General features: G+C 70.7%; 16 protein-coding genes and 2 pseudogenes. 10 read left to right on the top strand and 8 right to left on the bottom strand.

Annotation, left to right across the window (positions count from 1 at the left end; all coding sequences use genetic code 11):
- Nucleotides 1-105 precede the first annotated feature (105 nt).
- On the top strand, nt 106-561 hold the full coding sequence (locus ACFOY6_RS17150) for a response regulator transcription factor (RefSeq protein ID WP_146201955.1): 456 nt from the start codon (nt 106-108) through the stop codon (nt 559-561).
- An 18-nt stretch (nt 562-579) separates the two neighbouring features.
- Here the strand turns inward: ACFOY6_RS17150 and ACFOY6_RS17155 are convergent, their stop codons facing one another.
- A complete protein-coding gene (locus tag ACFOY6_RS17155; RefSeq protein WP_379651737.1) occupies nt 580-1,218 on the bottom strand; it encodes a response regulator transcription factor in 639 nt (212 codons plus the stop codon).
- Between the two features lie 38 nt (nt 1,219-1,256).
- Nucleotides 1,257-4,052 carry a PAS domain S-box protein gene (locus ACFOY6_RS17160; protein ID WP_379651738.1) on the bottom strand — a complete coding sequence of 932 codons (2,796 nt, stop codon included), beginning with the start codon at nt 4,050-4,052 and terminating at the stop codon, nt 1,257-1,259.
- Between the two features lie 426 nt (nt 4,053-4,478).
- Between ACFOY6_RS17160 and ACFOY6_RS17165 the strand changes: the two genes are divergently transcribed.
- The 7 genes from ACFOY6_RS17165 (at nt 4,479) to ACFOY6_RS17195 (ending at nt 14,952) form a co-directional block, all read left to right on the top strand.
- A complete protein-coding gene (locus tag ACFOY6_RS17165) occupies nt 4,479-4,862 on the top strand; it encodes a hypothetical protein (protein WP_146201956.1) in 384 nt (127 codons plus the stop codon).
- 498 nt (nt 4,863-5,360) lie between these two features.
- Nucleotides 5,361-5,684: a DUF485 domain-containing protein gene (locus ACFOY6_RS17170; RefSeq protein WP_379637398.1), complete on the top strand. Its 324-nt coding sequence runs from the start codon at nt 5,361-5,363 to the stop codon at nt 5,682-5,684.
- Between the two features lie 11 nt (nt 5,685-5,695).
- Nucleotides 5,696-7,372, top strand: coding sequence for a cation acetate symporter (locus tag ACFOY6_RS17175; RefSeq protein WP_379651739.1), 1,677 nt, complete (start codon nt 5,696-5,698; stop codon nt 7,370-7,372).
- A gap of 89 nt (nt 7,373-7,461) precedes the next feature.
- Nucleotides 7,462-9,279 (top strand): DUF294 nucleotidyltransferase-like domain-containing protein, encoded by a 1,818-nt coding sequence (locus ACFOY6_RS17180; protein WP_379651740.1) that lies wholly within the window; start codon nt 7,462-7,464, stop codon nt 9,277-9,279.
- Nucleotides 9,280-9,298: 19 nt separating this feature from the next.
- Nucleotides 9,299-9,976, top strand: a complete 678-nt coding sequence (locus tag ACFOY6_RS17185) for a 3'-5' exonuclease (protein ID WP_379637392.1) — start codon at nt 9,299-9,301, stop codon at nt 9,974-9,976.
- 129 nt (nt 9,977-10,105) lie between these two features.
- Complete coding sequence (gene ppsA, locus ACFOY6_RS17190) at nt 10,106-12,529, top strand: phosphoenolpyruvate synthase (RefSeq protein ID WP_379651741.1); 2,424 nt, start codon at nt 10,106-10,108, stop codon at nt 12,527-12,529.
- Nucleotides 12,530-12,612: 83 nt separating this feature from the next.
- Entirely contained in the window at nt 12,613-14,952 is a 2,340-nt protein-coding gene (locus tag ACFOY6_RS17195) for a heavy metal translocating P-type ATPase (RefSeq protein WP_379651742.1), read from the top strand.
- A 106-nt stretch (nt 14,953-15,058) separates the two neighbouring features.
- Here the strand turns inward: ACFOY6_RS17195 and ACFOY6_RS17200 are convergent, their stop codons facing one another.
- Nucleotides 15,059-16,042: a zinc-dependent alcohol dehydrogenase family protein gene (locus ACFOY6_RS17200; RefSeq protein WP_379651743.1), complete on the bottom strand. Its 984-nt coding sequence runs from the start codon at nt 16,040-16,042 to the stop codon at nt 15,059-15,061.
- Nucleotides 16,043-16,361: 319 nt separating this feature from the next.
- Nucleotides 16,362-16,784, bottom strand: a complete 423-nt coding sequence (locus tag ACFOY6_RS17205) for a CBS domain-containing protein (protein ID WP_379651744.1) — start codon at nt 16,782-16,784, stop codon at nt 16,362-16,364.
- Nucleotides 16,785-16,932: 148 nt separating this feature from the next.
- Here ACFOY6_RS17205 and ACFOY6_RS17210 point away from each other — a divergent pair, with 148 nt between their 5' ends.
- Nucleotides 16,933-18,642, top strand: a complete 1,710-nt coding sequence (locus ACFOY6_RS17210; RefSeq protein ID WP_379639316.1) for an HAD hydrolase family protein — start codon at nt 16,933-16,935, stop codon at nt 18,640-18,642.
- A 176-nt stretch (nt 18,643-18,818) separates the two neighbouring features.
- Nucleotides 18,819-19,289, top strand: a complete 471-nt coding sequence (locus ACFOY6_RS17215; protein WP_379637372.1) for a CBS domain-containing protein — start codon at nt 18,819-18,821, stop codon at nt 19,287-19,289.
- 15 nt (nt 19,290-19,304) lie between these two features.
- Here the strand turns inward: ACFOY6_RS17215 and ACFOY6_RS17220 are convergent, their stop codons facing one another.
- The 4 genes and pseudogenes from ACFOY6_RS17220 to ACFOY6_RS17235 all read right to left on the bottom strand — a co-directional run.
- Nucleotides 19,305-19,523: a hypothetical protein gene (locus ACFOY6_RS17220; protein WP_379651747.1), complete on the bottom strand. Its 219-nt coding sequence runs from the start codon at nt 19,521-19,523 to the stop codon at nt 19,305-19,307.
- A gap of 52 nt (nt 19,524-19,575) precedes the next feature.
- Nucleotides 19,576-19,698 (bottom strand): annotated as a pseudogene (locus ACFOY6_RS17225) (transposase); the annotation flags it as partial.
- Nucleotides 19,699-19,779: 81 nt separating this feature from the next.
- Entirely contained in the window at nt 19,780-21,612 is a 1,833-nt protein-coding gene (locus ACFOY6_RS17230; protein ID WP_379651745.1) for an SLC13 family permease, read from the bottom strand.
- 66 nt (nt 21,613-21,678) lie between these two features.
- Nucleotides 21,679-21,804, bottom strand: a pseudogene (locus ACFOY6_RS17235) (IS5/IS1182 family transposase); the annotation flags it as partial.
- Nucleotides 21,805-22,002 lie beyond the last annotated feature (198 nt).

A 22,002-nucleotide genomic window follows, 5' to 3' on the forward strand; every position in this document is an offset into this window, starting at 1 on the left:
CAGGGCAGGGCTGCCGCCGCAGGCTCAGGTTGCGGCTGGCTGGGCAGGACGCGGCAGGCACGGCGGCGCCCCCGGCTGCACCGACGATGACGGGACAGCATGCAGATGAGCCGGGAACCACCCCGCGAGCAGCCATGCCAGAGCGCAAGCGGGCAGGGCGACCCTCTGGCCGCCAAGCCCGGCCGCGTCCTCGTGCTCAGCGCCGATCCCGCGGCCCGGCGCGCCCTGATGCTGATGCTGGAATCGCACGGCTTCCTGGCCTACCCCTTCGCCAGCCTCGGCGCGCTGCTGCGGGTGGCCGACAGCCTGGGCGCGGAGAGTGCCGGATGGTGCTGCCTGCTGATGGCCGAGCGCCCACAGGCGGACCGCATCGGCCTGCAGGTGCTGCTGCCGCTGCGGCGCGCCGGAAGGGTCATCCCGGCTGTCATCCTGACATGGCCCGTGGCGGCGCAGGTGGAGCCGCCGGCTGGCCATTCCCTGGTCTGGTATGCCGATCCCCTGGTGCCAGAGGATGTGCTGCGCTCCGTGCGTGCCGCCCTCGGGGACGCCGAGCCGGGCTGAGGCGCTGCGGCGCCGGCGTCACCGCCCATACTGCGCCAGCACGGCCAGGCGCACCGCCTCGGCAAAGCTGCCGACGCCGAGCCGGGCCATCAGCTTTATCCGGTAGACCTCGACGGTTCTCGGGCTGATCCCCAGCTCGAAGCCGATGACCTTGCTGGGCTTGCCTTCCATGGCCAGCTCCAGCACCTCGCGCTCGCGCGGCGACAGCGTGGCCACCCGCTCGGCGGCCCGGGCTATGTCCGTCCTCTGGCTGGCGTTCCTGGGCGGGTCGTCCAGGGTGCCGGGTTCGCCGGGCGGCCCGGCCATGGCGGTGCGGAGGGTGGAGAGCAGCACCTCGTCATCGAAGGGCTTCTCGATGAAATCGGATGCGCCTGCCTTCATCGCCCGCACCGCCGTCGCGATGTCGCCATGGGCGGTCATGACGACCACCGGATGGCGGAAGCCCTGCCTCCTCAGGTCGTGCAGCAGGTCGAGCCCGTCCTTCCCGGGCATGCGGATGTCGGTCAGCACGCATCCCCCTGCCGACCATTCGAGGGATGGCAGGCACTCGAGGAACTCCCCGGCCGAGGCGTAGGTGCGGGCGGGTGTTCCGGCCGCTTCCAGCAGGGTTGCCACGGCCCAGGAGACATCCTCATCGTCGTCGATCACATGCACCATGGGCTGACCTGGGCGAGGGCCGGGTGCTGCCGCCGCTGTCATGGCTTCTCCTCCTGCAGCAGCCTGGCGTCCGATGGCACCAGCAGCGGCAGGGTGAAGCGGAACACCGCGCCCCCGCCGGGGTTCGGCTCGCTCCACAGCCGGCCGTCATGCGCTTCCACGATCGAGCGGCAGATGGACAGGCCAACCCCCATGCCGCCGCGCTTGGTGGTCACGAAAGGCTCGAACAGCCGGGCTTCCACGGCGGGGGAAAGGCCCGGCCCGGTGTCGCGCACCGCGACCTCCAGCATCCCGGCGCCGCGGCGCGTGGCGTTGATCGTCAGCCGGCACGGCTGGCCGCCTGCCTCGCTCATCGCTTCCACCGCGTTGCGGATCAGGTTCAGCACCACCTGCTGGATCTGCACCCGGTCCACCAGAACCGGCGGAAGGTCCTGGTCGAGCTGGATGGAAATCTCCACGCCATGATGGGCGACGCCCAGCAGCGCCAGCTCCCTGGCCTCGCCGATGATATCGCGCAGCAGGACGGGTTCCCTCTCGACTTCGCCCTTCATCACGAAGTCTCGCAGCCTCTGCACGATCTGCCCGGCGCGGAGCGACTGGCTGGCGGCGCGCTGCAAGGCTTCCAGCACGCGCGGCGGCAGCACCGCATGGCCGGGCGAGGCTTCCAGCAGGCGCAGCGCGGCCCTGGTGGAACTGGCGATCGCGGTCAGCGGCTGGTTGAGCTCATGCGCCAGGGCGGAGGCCATCTCGCCCGCCACGCTGAGGCGGGAGACGTGCAGCAGCTCCGTCTGCAGGTCGTTCAGGCGCCGCTGCGATGCCTCGTCCTGGCTCAGGTCGCGGAGGAAGCCCGTGAACAGGTGGCCTTCCTTGGTCCTGACCTCGCCGACCGTCAATTCCATCGGGAACACCGAGCCATCGCGGCGCTGGCCATGCACCCGCCGGCCGATGCCGATGATGCGGCGCTCCCCCGTCCGCAGGTAGTGCGACAAGTAGCCGGCGTGCCGCGACCGGTCGGGCTCCGGCATGAGAACCGACACCTCCTGGCCCAGGACCTCCACCGCCTGCCACCCGAACAGGCGCTCCGCCGTGGTGCTGAAGGACACGATGCGGCCGCTCTCGTCGATCACCACCATCGCATCCGGTACCGTGGCCAGGATGGAGCGGAGCTGGCCCTCGCTTTCCTCCAGCGCCCAGCGGATGCGGCTCAGCTCCGTGACGTTGGTCCAGGAGGCATAGACCAGGTTCTCGCCGTCGATCTCCACCGGTTCGACGCGCACCAGCATGTCAAGCCTGTCGCCCGCGCGGTTGCGGAAGCGTGTCCTGATCTCGTCGCCCTTCGCCCCGAGCTGCGTGGCCGCGATGGCCAGGCTGTGCCCGGCGGTGCCGGCCATCTCCAGATCCGCGATCCGCAACGTGGTGAATTCCGCCATGCTGTAGCCGAGTTCCAGGCAGGCACGCTGGTTGGCCCGCAGCACGCGCAATGAGCCGGGCTCCAGCAGGGCGATGCTGACCGGCGCGGCCTCCAGCAGCGCGCGCGAACGCCGCTCCGCCTTGCGCAACTCCTCATCCGCGCGCAGCCGCCGGCGCACAACCGCGACATGCTGCGCGATGGTGGCCAGGAACGCGACGTCCTCCTCCTGGAAGCGCTCCCGCGCGTGGCTGGCGAAGGCGAGCGCGCCCAGAACATCCTCCCCGGCCAGCAGCGGAAAGCAGACATAGGCCTGGATGCCTGGCGGAGCGGCGGCCTGTTCCTGCGGCGCCGCCGGATCCGGCTGCGCCGTCCAATGCACCGGCGCGCGGCTCCGCGCCACGGCATCGCAGATCGCCGGGCCGAAGGGCAGGAGGCTGAAGGCCGCGACCTGGCCGGGATCCGGGCCGATGCCCGCCGCCAGCCGCCACGCCTGGGCTTCCGGCAGGTAGCTGAACACCGCATCCACGCCCAGATCCGCCGAGAGCGTGGCGAAGAGCCCCCGCAGAACCTGCTCCGGATCGCCTGCGCCCAGCAGGTTCGCCGCGGCTTCGGACAACAGCGCCAGGCGGCGCGACCGCTCGCGCAGGGCGGTCTCGGCGCGCCGCTGCGGCGTGACGTCGACCACCGACTCCATCACCACGAGCGGCACCCCGTCGCTACCGCGGCGCAGCGTCTTGCGCACGGCGATGCTGCGCGCTTCCCCGCTCCGCGTGTGCTGCACCAGCTCGCCCGACCACTCGCCCGATGCCAGCAGGGCCTGCTGGATCTGCGACACCGGAACGGGAAACACCGTGCGCAGAAGCTCGTGCAGCGGGTAGCCGACCGCTTCCGACGCCCTCCAGCCGAAGACCCGCTCGCAGCCGGCCGACCAGTAGGTGATCACGCCCTCCGGCGTGCGCGACATGAAGGCGCCGAGATCCAGCGTCTCCAGTGTCAGGCGAAGGTTTCTTTCGCTCTCCCGCAGACTCTGCCGCGCCTTTTCTTCCGCCGTGCAGTCCCGGACGATGAGGACCTGCATCCTCTGGCGCCGGTAGGCAACCGGCGAGCCCTGGAACTCGGCCGAGAAGGTCGACCCATCGGCCCGCAGCCCCCGGCCGCGGTGAGGCCTGCCATTGCCGCAGGAGGCGCTGCGCAGTGCATCCTCGCGGAATTCGGGCGCCACGAAGTCCAGGGTCTCGCGGCCGATCACCTCCTGCAGCGAGGCATAGCCGAACATGCGCCAGAACGCCGCGTTCGCGTCCACGATGCGGCCGAGGTGGTGGATGGCAACGCCCTCGCGCGCCGCGTCGGAGAGGGTGCGGTAGCGCTCCTCGCTCTCCCCCAGGGCGATCTCGGCCTTGCGCTGCAGCAGGTGATCCGGCATCCCGGCCGTGCCGGACCGGCCGCCGCGCCGGAAGGCCCGCCCCAGCAGCGTGCCCAAGGCGGCCAGGCCCGAAACACGCGGGGCCGTGCGCCCGGCAATGCCGCGATCCTGCGTGGCGGGGCCAGGAGAGCGCGCCGGCGCAGGGGCCGCCGGACCAGCCCGGGGCCCGCCGCGCATCCATGTTCCCAGGCGGCCTGAAAATATCATGGTGCTGCGCCCGTTGCTGCGTCTCCGGTAAGCACGTGCCGATCATCTTCAGCACCTTGCAGGCATGCTGTCCACAAAGGCGTGCCGTTTGCGCCGGGCCGCAGAAACCGAGATCCGGGACTCCGTCCCGGAGGTGATCCAGATCAGTGCCGTTGCAGCGCGCGGCGCGGCAGCCTGCGGTGCCACCGATGGGGTGGCACCATGTGACAGGAGCAGGTCATGCCCCCCGATGATCAGGTTACCTCCGCGGGCCCCGATGCCAAGGCTCCTCCCTTCGGGTGGAGCGATGGTGCGGCCTGGCCGGATGCCATGCTGAACGTCCCATGGCAGACGTCCTACCGGACGATGCTGGAAGCGCAGAAGATCATGGGCGAAGCGTTCATTCGCGAGCTCGACGTGCTGGGCGCGGCGCAGACCGGCTACGGCAAGGGGCTGGAGGATATGCTGTCCTGCCGGCGTCCGCAGGATCTGCCGGCGGCCTATGCCTCGTTGATGACGGTGCTGCTCGAAGCCATGGCGCGCCATGCCGAGGTCAGCGCCGCCTATGCCAGCCGCCTCCGGCAGTGCTGCGGCACTCTGGCCGAGACAAGGGCGCGCAACTAGGCCCTGTCCTGGCCGCCCTCGGCGCCGCGTTCTTCGCGTGGAATTCTGGCATCTGCGCCGCCTTGCGAGCGGTCCGGTTGTGAGTTCTGGCTGAACCGCAACCAAGAATGCCTCGCTGCTGCCCTTGCCGCACCAGCCAGCCAACCGAACCGGGCATGAGGGATGGCGAACCGGCGCTGCCCCCCTGCGCGGCCGTCTCTCCGGCAGGCCGTGATGCGAGGGGCAGTGCCATGCCCGTGCTCCGCCAGGCCGACCCTCGCCTCCGTGGTGCCGGACGCATGTTCCGGTACCGATCCAGACTGAGGGGTCATCCTGATCTGTCGCAGTGTTCGAGCGGCGCGCACGGTGCAGCGTGCCGTCGCTGTTCCGGAAACGACGATGAGCGCTTCATCCAGGCCTGCCTCTCCGCCTTCCACGGCCGGATCATTGGTCGAGCGGGCTGGGAACACCTGTTTCCAGGAAAGCGGCTTTTCAGCCAGCACAACAGGAGATGACCTCATGGACAAGAATGAGCGACCGGAGACCTCGCATGAGCGGATCCTTCGCAGCCCGAAGTTCCAGGCGCTCGTGCGTCAACGCTCGGGCTTCGCCTGGATCCTCTCGGCGCTCATGCTCGGGCTCTACTTCGGCTTCATCGTTCTTGTCGCCTTCGCCAAGGAGCTGATGGCGGTGCGGATCGGCGGCAGCGTCGTGACCCTTGGCATCCTCCTCGGCCTGGGCGTCATCGTCGCGGCCTTCGTGCTGACGGGCATCTACGTCGTCCGTGCGAACAGCCGGTTCGACGAGCTGACCCGCAGCCTGCAGGACGAGGTGCTGTCATGATGCCCCGCAGGATGCTTCCGCCCCTCCTGGCGGCCCTCCTCCTCTGTGCCGCCCCGGCAGCGGCATGGGCGCAGGGCGCGGCGGCTGCGGCCGGCCGTGGGTTGAACTGGCCCGCCATCGTCATGTTCTTCATCTTCGTGCTCTCGACGCTCGGGATCACCTATCGGGCCGTCAGGCAGACCAGGTCCGCTGCGGATTTCTACGCGGCCGGCGGCGGCATCACCGGATTCCAGAACGGCCTCGCGATCGCGGGCGACTACATGTCCGCCGCCTCCTTCCTCGGCATCTCCGGCCTTGTCTTCGCGAGCGGCTTCGACGGGCTGATCTACTCAATCGGCTTCCTGGCCGGCTGGCCGATCATCATGTTCCTGATAGCCGAGCGGCTGCGCAACCTGGGCAGCTTCACCTTCTCCGACGTGGCGTCCTTCCGGCTCGAGCAGACGCCCATCCGCATCCTCTCGGCGACCGGGACGATCGTCGTCGTCGCCTTCTACCTGATCGCCCAGATGGTGGGCGCCGGAAAGCTGATCGAGCTGCTCTTCGGCATGAAGTACCTCTACGCCGTCTTCATCGTCGGCATCCTGATGATCGTCTATGTCGCCTTCGGAGGGATGAAGGCCACGACCTGGGTCCAGATCATCAAGGCCTGCCTGCTGCTGGGCGGCGCAACCTTCATGGCCCTGGCCGTGCTGTGGCGCTACGGCTTCAGCCCGGCGGCGATGTTCGCCGATGCGGTCGCCATGCATCCGCGGCAGCAATCCATCATGGCGCCGGGCAACTTCGTGGCGGACCCGGTCTCGACCTTGTCGCTCGGCCTCGCGCTGATGTTCGGCACGGCAGGGCTGCCGCACATCCTCATGCGCTTCTTCACCGTGTCGGACGCCCAGGCGGCGCGCAAGTCGGTATTCTACGCGACCGGGCTGATCGGCTACTTCTACATCCTGACCTTCATCATCGGCTTCGGCGCCATCACCTTCCTGATGAACGACGCGGCCTATTTCCGGACCGGGCCCGGCGGCGGCTACAACCGCATCACCGACCTCATCGGCGGCACCAACATGGCGGCCATCCATCTGGCCGATGCCGTTGGCGGCTCGCTCTTCATGGGGTTCATCTCCGCCGTCGCCTTCGCCACCATCCTCGCGGTGGTGGCGGGCCTGACGCTCGCCGGCGCATCGGCCGTGAGCCACGATCTCTACGCCTCCGTCATCGCCCGCGGACGGGCCAATGAGCAGCGGGAGGTCCGGATCTCGAAGGGGACAGCGATCGTGATCGGCCTGGTCGCGATCTTCCTCGGCTACGTCTTCGAGAACCAGAACGTGGCGTTCATGGTGGGGCTGGCCTTCTCGGTCGCCGCCAGCTGCAACTTCCCCGTCCTGCTCATGTCCATCTTCTGGCGCGGGACCACCACCCAGGGCGCCTTCATCGGTGGCTTCCTCGGGCTGATCAGCGCGGTCCTGATGGTCGTGTTCAGCCGCGCCGTGTGGGTAAACACCTTCGGCTACGCCGCGCCGCTCTTCCCCTACGACAACCCGGCGCTGTTCTCCATGGCCATCGCCTTCGCCGGGATCTGGCTGTTCTCCAGGATGGACAGCAGCGAGCGGGCACGGCGGGAGCAGGCCGCGTTCAACATGCAGTATGTGCGGTCGGAGACCGGGCTCGGAGCGGCAGGCGCCAGCGTGCACTGACGCCAGCCCGGCGCCGCCGTCCGCCGGAACACAGCCCAGGCCACAGGCGGCCCGGGCCCTGGGAATGCAGCAGCGGGGGAGCAATGCAGGTGGCCGAGAGCTTCGATGCCGGCAATCCGCCCTTCGACCGCCTGACCCAGCAGGAGGTCGAGGACATCAGGGCGGGCGCCGATATCGGCTATTTCGCGCCGGGGGAGGTCATCGTGGCCGCGGGCAAGCCATCCGGGCAGCTCCACGTCATCATCAAGGGCGTGGTGGAGGTTCGGCAGGACGGTGCCATGACAGCCCTCCTGCGCGCGGGCGACAGTTTCGACTCGCGCGCCCTGGTGCATGGCGCGGCCGGGGAGGACTTCATCGCCGCGGAAGAGACGCTGTGCCATCTGATCCCCCGCCCTGCCGTCACGAGGCTGATCAGCCGCAATGCGGGCTTCGCCGCCTTCTTCTACGCTGAGGTCTCGCGCAAGCTCGATGCTCTGGCCGGGGCGCGCCGGCCGGATGGATTCGAATCGGTGCTGCGCGCGCGCGTGCGCGACGCCCAGCGCGGGGATTCGAACGTCATCGACGGCGGCGAGACGATCGAGGCGGCAGGCCACCGCATGAGGAGGGTCAATGCGAACGCCCTCTTCGTCCGCGATGGGGACCGCACCGGGGTCGTGACGGGCATGAACCTCTCGAAGGCGGTCGTCCTGCGGCGCCTGCCGCTCGAAACCCCCGTCCGCGATGTCACGCATTTCGATGTCGTCTCCATAGAGGCCGGGGATTTCCTCTACGAGGCCATCCTGCTGATGACACGGCACGACAAGCGGCGCCTCGCGGTGCGGCGGGAAGGCCGCTATGTCGGCTTCCTCGAGGACATCGATATCCTGGGCCTGGTCGCCGGCAACTCGCAGCTGATCCCGGGCCGGATTGACCGCGCCCGCGGCGTGGAGGACCTCACGGTGGCCGCGCGCGACATCCAGGCGCAGGTCCTGCGGCTGCACGGGCAAGGCGTGCGGATCGAGGCGATCGCCGAGATCACCTCCGACCTCAACCGCCGGCTGCTCGCGCGCCTCTTCGAACTGGTCGCCCCGCCATCGGTGCAGAGCGGGGGATGCCTGCTGCTGATGGGTTCCGAAGGCCGTGGCGAGCAGACCCTCCGGACAGACCAGGATAACGGCCTTCTCCTGGCGGCGCCGGTGCCGGAGCCGGATCTGGCCGCGTTCCGGGAGGCCTTCACCCGGGCGCTGGACGATTTCGGCTTCCCGCGCTGCCCGGGTGGGGTGATGGTCCGCAACCCCTTGTGGTCGCAGACCCTCGACGGCTTCCAGCGCCAGCTCAGGGGCTGGGTTGTGGACCGCAGCCCCGAGGCGGCGATGAACCTGGCCATCTTCTGGGACGCGGCCGCCGTATCCGGCCGCGGCGAGCTGCTCGAGCAGGCGCGGATGACCCTGTTGACCGCTCTGCGCGGGGAGGGGGCCCTGCTCGCCCATTTCGCCCAGCTGGTGGATACCTTCGCGGAGCCGCAGGTCGGGCTGCTCGGCTCGCTTCTCGCCTCGGTCGGCATGAATTCCGACGAGGTCGATATCAAGCGCGCCGGCATCTTCCCGCTGGTTCATGGCGTGCGCACCCTGGCCATCGGCCGCGGCATCACCGCCCAGCCCACGGCACTCCGGATCGCGGCGCTGGTCGAGGCAGGGGCGCTGGATGCGGCTTTGGGGCGTGAGCTGGTGGGGGCGCTCCGGGTTTTCATGGAGTTCCGGCTGCGCGCCCAGCTCGAGGCCGCGCGGCGCGGCACGCCGGGGCCCGATGCGGCCGTGCGGCTGGGCCTGCTGACCAGCGCCGACCGCGACATCCTGCGCGACGCCCTGCGGATCGTGCGGCAGTTCCGCGAGGTGATCCGCAGCCACTACAATCTGCGAGGCCATTGAGGATGCGGGGAGCCGGGCCGTGAGCATCCTGCAGGCCGTGCGGCGGCGCTGGTTGCGGGCACGGCTCGCCGACCCGGCCTATGGCTTCCTGTTCGATCCCTGGCCGGAGGACGAGGTGGTCTCGCTCGACCTGGAGACGACCGGGCTGGATATCCGGCGCGACGAGATTGTCGCGCTGGCGGCGATACGGCTCCGCGGCAACCGCATCCTGCTGAGCGAACGGTTCGAGGCCGTGGTGCGGCCGGCGGTGATGCCGCCACCCGCCGCGATCAAGGTGCACAGGCTGCGCCACCAGGACATCAGCACGGGCCCGGGCATGCAGGACCTGCTGCCGGACCTGCTGCGCTTTATCGGCAGCCGGCCGCTCCTCGGCTACTACATCGATTTCGACGCCGGCATGCTCGACCGGTATGTGCGGGACCGGCTCCGCACCAGCCTGCCGAACCGCCGGATCGAGGTCTCCCGTCTCTACCACGACCGCAAATACGGCGGCGCGCCGCCGGGCACGGTGCTGGACCTCCGCTTCGCCACGATCCTCCGGGACCTCGGCATTCCCAACCTCGGATTGCACGACGCGGGGACCGACGCGCTCATGGCCGCGATGATGTACCTCCAGCTGCGCGACCTCCAGCGCCGTGGCGTCCGCCTCCGGCGCGGCCCGCGAAGCGGCATGGGTGAGATCCCGACCGGTGCCTGACCCTGGCGGAGCCGCCCGGCCGTCACGGCCCCGGCCCTGCCCCTCCTGATCGAGGTCAGGGCGGCGCCCTGCGGCCCGGTGCAGGACGGCGCCCATGATTTGGGAGGGCAGGCCATGGCCGGAAGCGGGATGATCCTTTGGTTCGACCAGGTGGGGCTGGGTGATACCGCCAGGGTCGGCGGCAAGAACGCCTCGCTCGGTGAGCTGTACGGGCGGCTGACGCCGGCCGGGCTGCGCGTGCCGAACGGCTTTTGCGTCACCGCCGATGCCTACCGCGCCGCCCTGGATGCGGCCTCTGCCTGGCCCGCGCTGCACCGCGCGCTGGACGGGCTGGATGTCACGGATATCCCCGCCCTGGCCCGCCGCGCCGCCGAGGCGCGCCGCATCGTCTACGAGGCCACCGGCCACGCGCCGCTGCGGGCCGCGATCATCGGCGCCTATCGCCGCCTGCGGCAGGAATCCGGTGCCGAGCCGGCCCTGGCCGTGCGCAGCTCCGCCACGGCGGAGGATCTGCCGGATGCCAGCTTCGCCGGCCAGCACGAGAGCTTCCTGAACATCCGCGGAGAGGAAGCGCTGGTGGAGGCCTGCCGCCGCTGCTGCGCCTCGCTCTTCACCGACCGCGCGGTGGTCTACCGCGCCAACAACGGCTTCGACCATTTCAAGGTCGCGCTCTCCGTCGGCGTGATGCGGATGGTCCGCGCGGATCTCGCCGCCAGTGGCGTGATCTTCACGCTCGACACGGAATCCGGCTTCCGCGACGTGGTCTATGTCACCGGCTCCTACGGGCTTGGCGAGAATGTCGTGCAGGGCAAGGTGGACCCGGACGAGTTCCACGTGCACAAGCCGACCTTCCGCGCCGGCTACAGGTCCGTGCTGCGCCGCGCGCTCGGGCGCAAGCAGACCCGGCTGGTCTATGCCGGGCCCGGCGCGGCGGAGCCGACGATCGACCTGCCGACGCCGGAGGCAGAACGGGACCGCTTCTGCATCAGCGACGAGGAGGTGCTCTCCCTCGCCGAGGCGGCCCTGATCATCGAGGCGCATTACTCGGCCGCCGCCGGCCATCCCGTGCCGATGGACATCGAATGGGCCAAGGACGGCCTGGACGGCCAGCTCTACATCCTGCAGGCGCGGCCGGAGACGGTGGCCTCGCGCCGCGGGGCGCAGGCCGTGGAGAGCTTCAGCCTCACCGGCACGGCCCCGGTCCTGGTGACCGGCAAGGCGGTGGGCGAGCGCATCGCCACGGGCCAGGTGCGCCGGGTGGGCGGCGCGGCGGATCTCGCCGCCTTCCGGCCGGGCGAGGTGCTGGTGGCCGAGGCGACCAGCCCGGACTGGGAGCCGGTGATGAAGACGGCGGCCGCCATCGTCACGGAGCGCGGCGGCCGCACCTGCCATGCGGCGATCGTGGCGCGCGAGCTGGGCGTGCCGGCCGTGGTCGGCGCGGCGGGAGCGCTCGGCGCCCTGGCCGATGGCGCCGAGGTGACGGTGTGCTGCGCCAGGGGCGAGGCCGGCGAGGTGTTGCAGGGTGCCGTGCCCTTCGTGGTGAGCCGCATCGCCGCCGATGTCGCCGTCCTGCCGCGCACGAAGATCATGCTGAACCTGGCCAACCCGGCGCTGGCCTTCCGCTCGGCCATGCTGCCCAGCGCCGGCGTCGGGCTCGCGCGCATGGAGTTCATCGTCAGCGAGCAGATCGGCGTGCACCCGATGGCCTGCGTGCAGCCGGACAGGGTCGCCTCCCTGGCCGAGCGGCAGGCCATCGCGCAGCTGGCGCGGCACCACGCCTCGGCCGAGGCGTTCTTCGTGCAGACCCTGGCCGAGGGCGTCGGCACCATCGCCGCCGCCTTCCACCCCCGGCCGGTGATCCTGCGGCTGTCTGACTTCAAGACCAACGAATACGGCCGGCTCCTCGGCGGCAGCGGCTTCGAGCCGGCGGAGGAGAACCCGATGCTGGGCTTCCGCGGGGCCGCCCGCTACGCCCACCCGGCCTATGCGCCGGGCTTCGCCCTGGAGTGCCGCGCCATCCGCCAGGTGCGGGAGCGGATGGGGCTGGCCAATCTGCGGGTCATGGTGCCCTTCTGCCGCCGGCTGGAGGAGGCGGAGCGCGTGCTGGCCGAGATGGCGCGGCACGGGCTGAAGCGCGGCGAGGCGGGGCTGGAAGTGTACATGATGTGCGAGATCCCGAACAACGTGATCCTGATCGACCGCTTCGCGGCGTTGTTCGACGGCTTCTCGATCGGTTCCAACGACCTGACGCAGCTGACGCTCGGCGTGGACCGCGATTCGGTCACCGTGGCCTTCGACTTCGACGAGCGCGACCCGGGGGTGCTGGAGATGCTGCGCCAGGCCGTGAGCGGTGCGCGGCGCAACCACCGCCATGTCGGCATCTGCGGCGAGGCCCCGGCCAACTACCCGGAGATCGCCGCCTATCTCGTCGCGCTGGGCATCGAGGCGATCAGCGTCACGCCCGCCAGCCTGCTGCGGACCATCGCCGTGGTGCGGGAGGCCGAGCAGCGCCAGGAGGCATCTGGCGCGCAGGAGCCCGTGCTGGCAGGCTGACTGATCCGGCGGCGTGGCCTGCCCTGATCCGCGTCAGGGCCGGGGGGGCGCCCGGTTTGCCATGCACGGCCAAGGACAGGGCGATGGGACGGCAGGGACGGCAGCATCTCCGGCTGGGCTGGGCATTGCTGGGCCTGGCTGCCGGAACGGTGCTCTGGATGCGCGGCGCCGGTGTGGCCGCTGGCTGGGTCTGGAGCGCCGCGGCGCTGCCGGTGGCCCTGCATGTGGCGGCCGGCCTCTGGCGCAGCCTGCGCGGCGGCCGGCCGGGCGTGGACGTGATCGCCCTGGCCGCCATGCTGGCCGCGGTGGCAACGGGGGAGGCGGCCACGGCGGCGGTGATCGCCGTGATGGTGGCGGGCGGCGAGGCGCTGGAGGCCTGGGCCGGCGCACGCGCGGGCTCGGCGCTGGCGGACCTGCTGGCCCGCACGCCACGCCGGGCGCAGCGGCTGGAAGGCGAGCGGCTGGAGGACATCCCCGTCGCCGCCATCCGGCCGGGCGACCTGCTGCTGGTGCGCCCCGGTGACACCGTGCCGGCCGATGGCCTGCTGGCGGATGGCGCCGCGACGCTGGACCTGCGCGCCCTGACCGGCGAATCCCTGCCCGTCGCGCTGGCGCGGGGCGCGGCGGTGCAGAGCGGGGCGGTCAATGCCGGCCCGGCCTTCCGCCTGCGCGCCAGCCACGACGCCGCCGGCAGCACCTATGCCGCCATCATCCGCCTGACCGAGGCCGCGACGGCCAGCCGGGCGCCGCTGACGCGGCTTGCGGACCGCTGGGCCGTCGCCTTCGTCCTGTTCACGGCGCTGGTGGCCGGCGGCGCCTGGCTGGCCACCGGCGACCCGCTGCGCGCCCTGGCGGTGCTGGTGGTGGCCACGCCCTGCCCGCTGATCCTGGCCGCGCCGGTGGCCCTGATGGCCGGCATCGGCCGCGCGGCGCGGCGCGGCATCATCGTCAAGGATGCCGGCGCGCTGGAGCAACTGGCCGGGATCCGCACGGTGGTGTTCGACAAGACCGGCACGCTGACGCCGGGCCGCCCGGCCCTGGCGACGGTGGATGCCGAGCCGGCGCTGGGCCGTGCCGGCGCGCTGCGGCTGGCGGCCTCTCTGGCCCAGGGGTCGGCCCACCCGGTTTCCACCGCCCTGCGGGACGCGGCGCTGGAGCAGGGCATGGCGCTGGCGCCGCCGGAGGCGGTGCAGGAGACGCCGGGCGGTGGCCTGCGCGGGGTGGTGGAGGGCAGGACGGTGCTGCTCGGCGGCGAGGCCTATCTGCGCGACGCCGGCCTGGCGCCGGCGCCGGGCTTCGGGCCGGATGCCGCCCTGGCGGGGCTGGGCGGCCTGGTCGCCTGGCTCGGCGTGGATGGCCAGGTGGCGGCCGCCTTCGTGCTGAGCGACACGCCGCGGCCCGAGGCGGCGCGCGCCGTGCGGCAGCTCCGCGCCCTGGGGCTGCGCCGGCTGGTGCTGTTGTCCGGCGACCGGCAGGCGGCGGCGCTGGCGGTCGGGCGGGCGCTGCGGCTGGACGCGGTGCTGGCCGAGCAGTCGCCCGCCAACAAGATCGAGGCCTTGCGGGCGGAGGCCGCCGCGGCACCGACCGCCATGGTGGGCGACGGCGTGAACGATGCCCCCGCCCTCGCCGCGGCCCAGGTCGGCATCGCCATGGGTGCGGCCGGCACCGCCGCGGCGGCCGAGGCGGCGGGCATCGTGCTGCTGGTGGACCGCGTGGACCGTGTCGCGGAGGCCATCGCCATCGCGCGGCGGTCGCGCGGCATCGCGCTGCGGGCCATCGGCCTGGGCATGGGCGCCTCGGTCGCGGCGATGCTGCCGGCCGCTGCGGGGCTGCTGCCGCCGCTGCAGGGCGCGCTGCTGCAGGAAGGGATCGACGTGCTGGCCATTCTCTTTGCCCTGACGGCGCTGCGGCCGGGGCGGGCGGAGCGCCGGCCGGCGGCGCTGCCCGCCCTGGCCGGGCTGGCGGAGCGCATGGCGGAGCACGCCGCCTTGCGTTCCCTGGCCGAGATGATCCGCGCCACGGCCGAGCGGATGCGCGCGGAGCAGGCGGAGCCCGCCACCCTCGCGGCGCTGCTCCGCCAGTTGCAGGAGCAGTTGCTGCCGCACCAGCAGACCGAGGAGCGCATGCTCTACCCGGCCGCGGCGCAGCGCCTGGGCAGCGAGGCGATGACGGCGCTGGTCCGGATGCATGCCGAGATCGAGATTCTGACCGGCCGCATCGCCACGGCGCTGCGGCTGGCGGAGGAGGGGGTTCCCTGGCCGGCGCTGATCCCCTCCCTGCGCCGTACGCTCTTCGCGCTGGAGGCGCTGCTGCAGCTGCACCTGGTGGCCGAGGAGGATGTGCTTGCCGGGCTGGAGGATGACGGGGAGGCGGCGGCGCGCCCGGGCCCTGCCGCCCTGCCTGTGCCGGCCGTGGCGCGCTAGGGCAGACCGCGGCTGGCCTGGCGGGCCTGACAGGGTGGCGATGCCCTGGCCACGCAGCCCGGCGGCCAGACCCCGGCGCAGGGGCAGAGGCGGGCCGGGAGGCGGGTCATGGCGTGAGCACCAGCGCGCCCTCGAGCTCGCCCCGGCGCAGCCGCTCCAGCGCGGCTCCGGCCGCCTCGAGCGGCAGGGTCTCCACGGCCGTCCGGACCGGGATGCGGGGGGCGAGCGCCAGGAACGCCTCGCCGTCGCGCCGCGTCAGGTTGGCGACCGATCGCAGGCAGCGCTCCTGCCACAGGATGCCGTAGGGGAAGGCCGGGATGTCGCTCATGTGGATGCCGGCGCAGACCACCGTGCCCCCGCGGTCCACCGCGCGCAGCGCCGCCGGAACCAGGGCGCCCACCGGCGCGAACAGGATCGCCGCATCCAGCGGCTGCGGCGCAGGCGCGTCGGACGGCCCGGCCCAGGCCGCGCCGAGTTGCCGGGCGAATTGCGCGCTGGCCGCGTCGCCGGGGCGCACGAAGGCGAAGACCTCCCGCCCCTCATGCCGCGCCACCTGCGCCACGATATGCGCCGCCGCACCGAAGCCGTAGATGCCGAGGCGGGCGGCATTCCCCGCCATCCGCAGGGCGCGGTAGCCGATCAGCCCGGCGCAGAGCAGCGGCGCGGCCTCCGCGTCGCCATACCCCTCCGGCAGGGCAAGGCAGAAGGCCTCCTCCGCCAGGCAAAGCTCGGCATATCCGCCATCCCGCTGGTAGCCGGTGAAGCGCGCCTCCGGGCACAGATTCTCCCGCCCGTCGCGGCAGAAGCGGCAGGTGCCGCAGGCGAAGCCCAGCCAGGGAACGCCGACGCGCTGGCCCATGGCGAAGCGCGTGGCGCCCGCACCCCGCGCCACGACGCGGCCGACGATCTCATGCCCCGGCACCACGCCGGGCCTGGGGTTGGCCAGCTCGCCATCCACCAGATGCAGGTCGGTCCGGCAGACCGCGCAGGCGGCCACGCGCAGCACCACCTGCCCTGGGCCGGGCTGCGGGTCGGGGAGGGCGGCACAGCGCAGCGGCGCCCCTGGCCGTACGAACTGCATCGCGCGCATGGCCGGTCATTCCGTCCGGCGCCTGGCGGCACGCCAGCGGGACGTCTCCGGCGCGGCCGGGCGGCGGTCGCCCGGGTGGTCCCCCCGGTGATCCCCCCGGTGATCCCCCCGGTCGCTTCCTGGGCGGGGCACCGCGGGCAGGCGGCCGAGCAGCCGCTCCACGAGGCCGCGGCGCAACGCGTGCAGCCAGTCCTGCTCCCGTGCCGCCACCCGCCGCGCCCGTGCCGCTCGCTGCATCGCCTTGCCCTCATCTGCTTGCCGGACCGGTCAAGCAGATCCCCGGGCGCGCCGGAATGATCTGGATCAGGCCGCCGCCCATTCAGCGCAGCACCTCGAAGAACCGGCTCTCCTCGTTGAGGCGGGCATGTTCCATGGCCCGGAAGTCGTAGCGCGACACGATGCCCATCACCCGCCCATCCTGGCAGATCGGCAGGTGGCGGAAGCCGCCGTCATTCAGCAGGCGCAGCGCGTCGATCGCCGTCTGCTCGGGCAGAAGCGTCACCGGGTCAGGGGTCATGACGAGGCGAAGCGGCGTGTTGCGGGCGTCGTAGCCCTCCGCCAGGCAGCGTATGGCGTCGCGGCCGGTGAAGATGCCGGCCAGGCGATTGTCCTCTCCCACCACCAGCACGGCGCCGACGCGGCGGCGATGCATGGCCGCGCAGGCCGCGGCCACGCTGTCGCCAGGGCTCAGGGTCAACGGGTGCTGGTTCCGGATGATCTCGGCCGTTGTACGGTCCTGCATGGCGCCTTCTCCGCGATCGGCGGGCCAGCATCCGCCATGGCGCAGCGCCCGATGCTGATGCAGGTCAGGGCCTGACCGGGCCGGGCGCGTGATGCGCGGGCAGGGCCTGGCGGGCGGATCCACGCCCCCGGGCCGGGAGGCGCGAGCGATGTACTTCCTGGGTCTGGCGGTGGATTTCGACGGCACCATCGCGCATGACGGCGTGGTGCGGCCGGAGACGATGGCCGCCCTGCGGCGGCTGAAGGAAACCGGCCGTCGCATCCTGCTGGTGACGGGGCGGGAGGTGGCGGCGATCCTCCCGCTGCTGCCGGACGCCGCGCTGTTCGACCGCATCGTGGCCGAAAACGGCGCTGTCCTCTACGACCCCCTGGCCCGCACGGAGCGGCTGCTGGCGCCGCCGCCGCCCGCGCAGCTGCTGCGCCTGCTGCGGGAGCGGAAGGTGGAGCCGATCTCGGCCGGCCATTGCATCCTGGCGACGTGGGAGCCGCACCAGGCCACGGTGCTGGAAGCCATCCACGATTGCGGCCTCGAGCTGCAGATCTCCTTCAACAAGGGCGCGGTGATGGTGCTGCCCTCCGGCGTGAACAAGGCCACGGGGCTGAGAGCCGCGCTCGACGAGCTGCAGATTTCGATGGTCAACGTCATCGGCGCGGGCGACGCCGAGAACGACCATGCCTTCCTGCGCGCCTGCGGCTGCTCGGCGGCGGTGGGCAATGCCCTGCCGGTGGTGCGCCGCGACGCGGACCTGCCGCTGGCCGGGCTGAATGGCGACGGCATCGTGGAGCCGGTGGCGCGCATCATCGAGGAAGACGTGGCCCTGGCGCCGGACGGGAAGCACGGGCCCTGGCTGGGGCGGGACCGCGCCGGGCGGCCGGTCCACCTGCGCCCCGGCCAGGGCAGCACGCTGGTGGTTGGGCCGTCGGGGGCGGGCAAGTCCGCCTTTGCCACGGCGCTGACCGAGCGGATCGCCGAGCGCCAGCTGGAGTTCTGCGTCATCGACCCGGAGGGCGACTACCTGGAGCTGGAGAATGCCGTGCGGCTCGGCAGCCTGGACGCGCCGCCGCATGCCACCGAGGCGCTGCGGCTGGTGTCCCAGGCCGGCGTCAACGTCGTCGTGAACACCCAGGCCATGACGCTGCAGGAGCGCCAGTCGCTGTTCACCGGCCTGCTGCACCAGACCGCGCATCTGCGTGCCCGCACCGGGCGCCCGCACTGGCTGCTTCTCGACGAGGCGCATGAGCTGCTGCCGGCGGGCCCGCCGCGCGGATCGGCATTGCTGGACCAGGACCTGTCGGCCACCGTGCTGATCACCTACAGGCCCGCCTCGCTCAGCCGGGAGGCGCTGCAGACCGTCCGGCTGGTCCTGGCGCTCGGCCCGGCGCCGGAGGCCATGATCCGCGAGGCCGCCGGCCTGCTGGGCTGCGCGCCGCCCAGCGCCCCTGCCACCGGGGGCTGCGAGGCGCTGTGCTGGCGGCCCGGAGCAGACGCAGCCCCGATCCCGGTGACACTCGAGCCGCCGCACCAGGATCACCGCCGGCATGCCGGCAAGTACGCGGTGGGCGATGTCGGCGACGGCCGCAGCTTCTACTTCCACGACCTCCGGCGGGGGCGCTTCACCAAGGCGAACAACCTGCACGCCTTTCTCGACCTGGCCTGCGGGATCGACGATGATTGCTGGGAGCGGCATCTGCGCGCCGGCGATTTCTCCGCCTGGTTCCTGCACGTCATCAAGGATCGCGGCCTTGCCGAGGAGGCCGCGCAGGTGGAGCAGGACAGGACGCTCGGCGCCGCCGACAGCCGCAGGCTGATCCGCAAGGCGATCTGGCGCCGCTATGCCGCGCCGAGCCAGTGCCCGTGACCGCGGAAGCCCGCGGCGCAGCCTGCCGGATGGCGCACGGGAGGGGCGGAGGGGCCGCCTGATCTGCATCAGGGTGGAGCCGGCACGGCCTGCCAATCTCCCGGCAACGGAGAGGCCGGTCACGGGCTGCCAGGCCCGGGACTGCGGCCTCTGCGACCTTGAGGAGGAGGCAAGCCGTGCCTTTCATCGCGTCCGACATCATGAGCCATCCGCCGATCACCGCGCGCCCGGAGCACTCGGTCGCGGAGGTCGCGGCCCTGCTGGCCGAGCGGCGGATCAGCGCGGTTCCGGTCTGTGCCGCGGACGGCTCGCTGCTTGGCATCATCAGCGAGCTGGACATCATCAGGCCCTTCCGGGAAACCGCCCGCCAGCGCAACGAATGGTGGCTGGGACGGCTGGCGGAAGGCGAGGCCCTGTCCCAGGAATTCCTGGATTTCGTCCGGCGCGACAACCGTTCCGCCGCGGACGCCATGCAGAAGCACGTCATCACCGCCGGACGCGATGCGACCTTGCCGCAGCTCGCGGAGCTGATGTCCGCCCACAACCTCAAGCGCATCCCGATCGTGGAGAAGGGCAGGGTCGTCGGCATCGTCAGCCGGTCGGACCTCGTCTCGGCCATCGCCCGCAGCCCCGCCATGCTGGTCTGAGGGCGCCGCCGGGCCTCAGCCCATGTGGACGTAGCGGCCGGGCGCGGGCTCCACCGGGTCCAGGCCCCGTTCCGGCGCGCCCATCGGCGGCGGCGGCACCCGCTCGCCGGAGCCGGCGGCGGTCATCCAGCCGCGCCAGGCATCACACCACGAGCCTTCGCGCCGGGGCGCGATGTGGTCCCGCATGGTGCCGAAGGCAAAGATCGGCACCGCGATATCGTGCAGCGCGATCACCCGCCCCTCCACCGCGAAGATGCACTTGAGAGTGAGTTTTGAAAGGCGCAGTCATCCAAAGGACCAGCGCCGACAGACCGATTCCGAGGTCCTCGGCGATTTCGCACTGGCTCCGCCCGCTCGTCCGGACTGCCTCATCCTTAAATGCCTTCGTGAAACGCCTCTGCTGCTTCATGGGGTTCCTCTGGCCTCATCAGGAACCCTCCACTTTTTTGAAGCAAGTCCAGTATTGCTTCGGCTGGCACAGTGCTGGAGCTTATCGCACCGGTAGCAGCAAAGGCACCAGCGCTAAGCTCACCAGCATCACCAGCACGGTGAAGGGCACACCAATGCGCAGGAAATCGCCAAAGCTATAGCGGCCTGGCCCCATGACCAGCATGTTCACCGGCGAAGACACGGGCGTCATGAAGGCGGCCGAGGCGGCCAGGGCAACGATCATGGCGAAGGGATAGGGCGAAAAACCCAGTTCCCGCGCCGCAGCGATAGCGACTGGCGCCATCAACACGGCCGTCGCGGTGTTGGATATGAAAAGGCTGGTCAAGGCCGTCGCCGCGAACAGGCTGGCGAGCAAAGCATAAGATCCTGCGCCCCCCACCAGCCTGATTAGCCCGTCGGCCGCCATAGCGATGCCGCCGGTTTTCTGCAGGGCCAAGGAAAAGGGCAGCATGCCGGCAATCAAGACAATGGTCTGCCAGTGGATGGCGCGGTAGGCATTGTCCAGGTCGATGCAGCGGAAGCCCACCATCATCAGGCAACCGATCAATGCGGCCTGCACATGTGGCAGCGCGCCTGTGACCATCAGCACAACGACTACACCCAGGCTGAGCAAGGCCTGTGGTGCACGGTCAGAGGCAGGGGGCAGTTCCTCCAGATCCTCCGGCTGGTTGAGTAACAGGAAGCTCCGCTTTCCGCGTTGGGAGCGGCGCAACTCCTTCCAGGGGCCAACCAGCAGCAGCGTGTCTCCGGCCTGCAGCTTCTCCTCAAGCAATCCCTCGACCGGTGTAATCAAGCCACGGCGCAGCCCTACCACCGTTAGTCCGTAGGTGGACCGAAAATCGGCTTCCAGCACTGATCTGCCGCAGAGTGGCGAGTCAGGAGGAATGATGACTTCGGCTATTCCAATGGGACGTGGTCTGCTGACAGGATCAAGATCGCCGAGCGGCAGAGGTTGGAGGGCCAGCCGGGAAGCAAGTGCCTGCAGACGCTCCTCTGGCCCAGCGAAATGCGCGATCAGCGCATCACCTAAGCGCAGTACAGTCTCTCCGCCCGCACTCAGATAGGTTGAGGTAAAGCGCTGTGGGCGCTCAACGGCCATGACATTCAGCCCATGCGTGGCGTGCAGACGCAACACCTCGAGGCTTTGCCCGGCCAGGGGCGAGCCAGGGCCGATACGGAGGCGGTACACGCACCTAGCCAGTCCATAATCTCCGACAAGTTGCGCCAAGGTCAGCCGGCCGTGGGAGACCGCTTCCTCCGGCTCCACATTCTTCAACCAGCGGCGCGCCACAATCATATAGCCGATGCCGAGCAGCAGGATCGGCAAGCCGAATGGCGTGAAGCTGAAGAAGCCGAAGCCAGCATGGCCGTTCCGCAGCAACTCACTGTTCACAACCAGATTGGGTGGTGTTCCTACCAATGTCATCATGCCGCTGATCAGGGCGGCGAAGCTCAGCGGCATCATCATCTGGCGCGGCGGGATGCGCAATCGCAGGGCAATACGCATTACGATCGGGATGAAGATGGCGACCACCCCGGTGGAACTCATCACCGAGCCTAGTGTCGCGACGACCAACATCAACATGGCAATAAGCCTGCTGCGGCCGCTACCGGCACGAGATGCGAGCCAATCTCCCATGCTGCTGGCGACACCGGTTCGGACCAGTCCCTCGCCAATCACAAAAAGAGCGGCAATCAGCACGACGCTGGCATCGCTGAAACTGGCGAGTGCTTCCTGAACAGTGAGGATGCCCGTCAACGGAAGAGCGACAAGCACGGACAATGCCACTGCATCCATACGCGGGCGGCCCAAAGCAAACATGACAATCACGGCGCTCAGCAGCCCAAGTACGACAGCTAAGTCAAAGGACATAACCGCGCTCCGGCAGATGATGCTATCCCTCTAATAGCCACAGAAAACCCTTATCTCCAGAGGCTGTTATGGACCTGCAGCCAGTCGAGCGGCTTGCTTGAGCATGATGCAGGCGAAGGCGACGAGGTGGAGATCGGCAAGGGTGCTGGCGTAGCGCTCATAATCCTTCGCCATGCGGCGGAAACGGGTGGACAACTCGGAATACCCCTCGCGATACAGCCTGCGCGCGCAGGATCGTCGCTTCAGGTTGTCACACATTCCTGCTGACATGGCTGGTCCACCCATTGGGCGCGGCCGGGGTCGTGTCCCGGGTGGTGGTGTAGGAGGTGACCGCTTTTGAGGAGGCGGCCACCGCAATGGTTCTCGGTAGGGTGTGGGTTGTCGAGACCT

The organism is Teichococcus aestuarii, from assembly GCF_042651065.1.
Taxonomy (GTDB): Bacteria; Pseudomonadota; Alphaproteobacteria; order Acetobacterales; family Acetobacteraceae; genus Pseudoroseomonas; species Pseudoroseomonas aestuarii.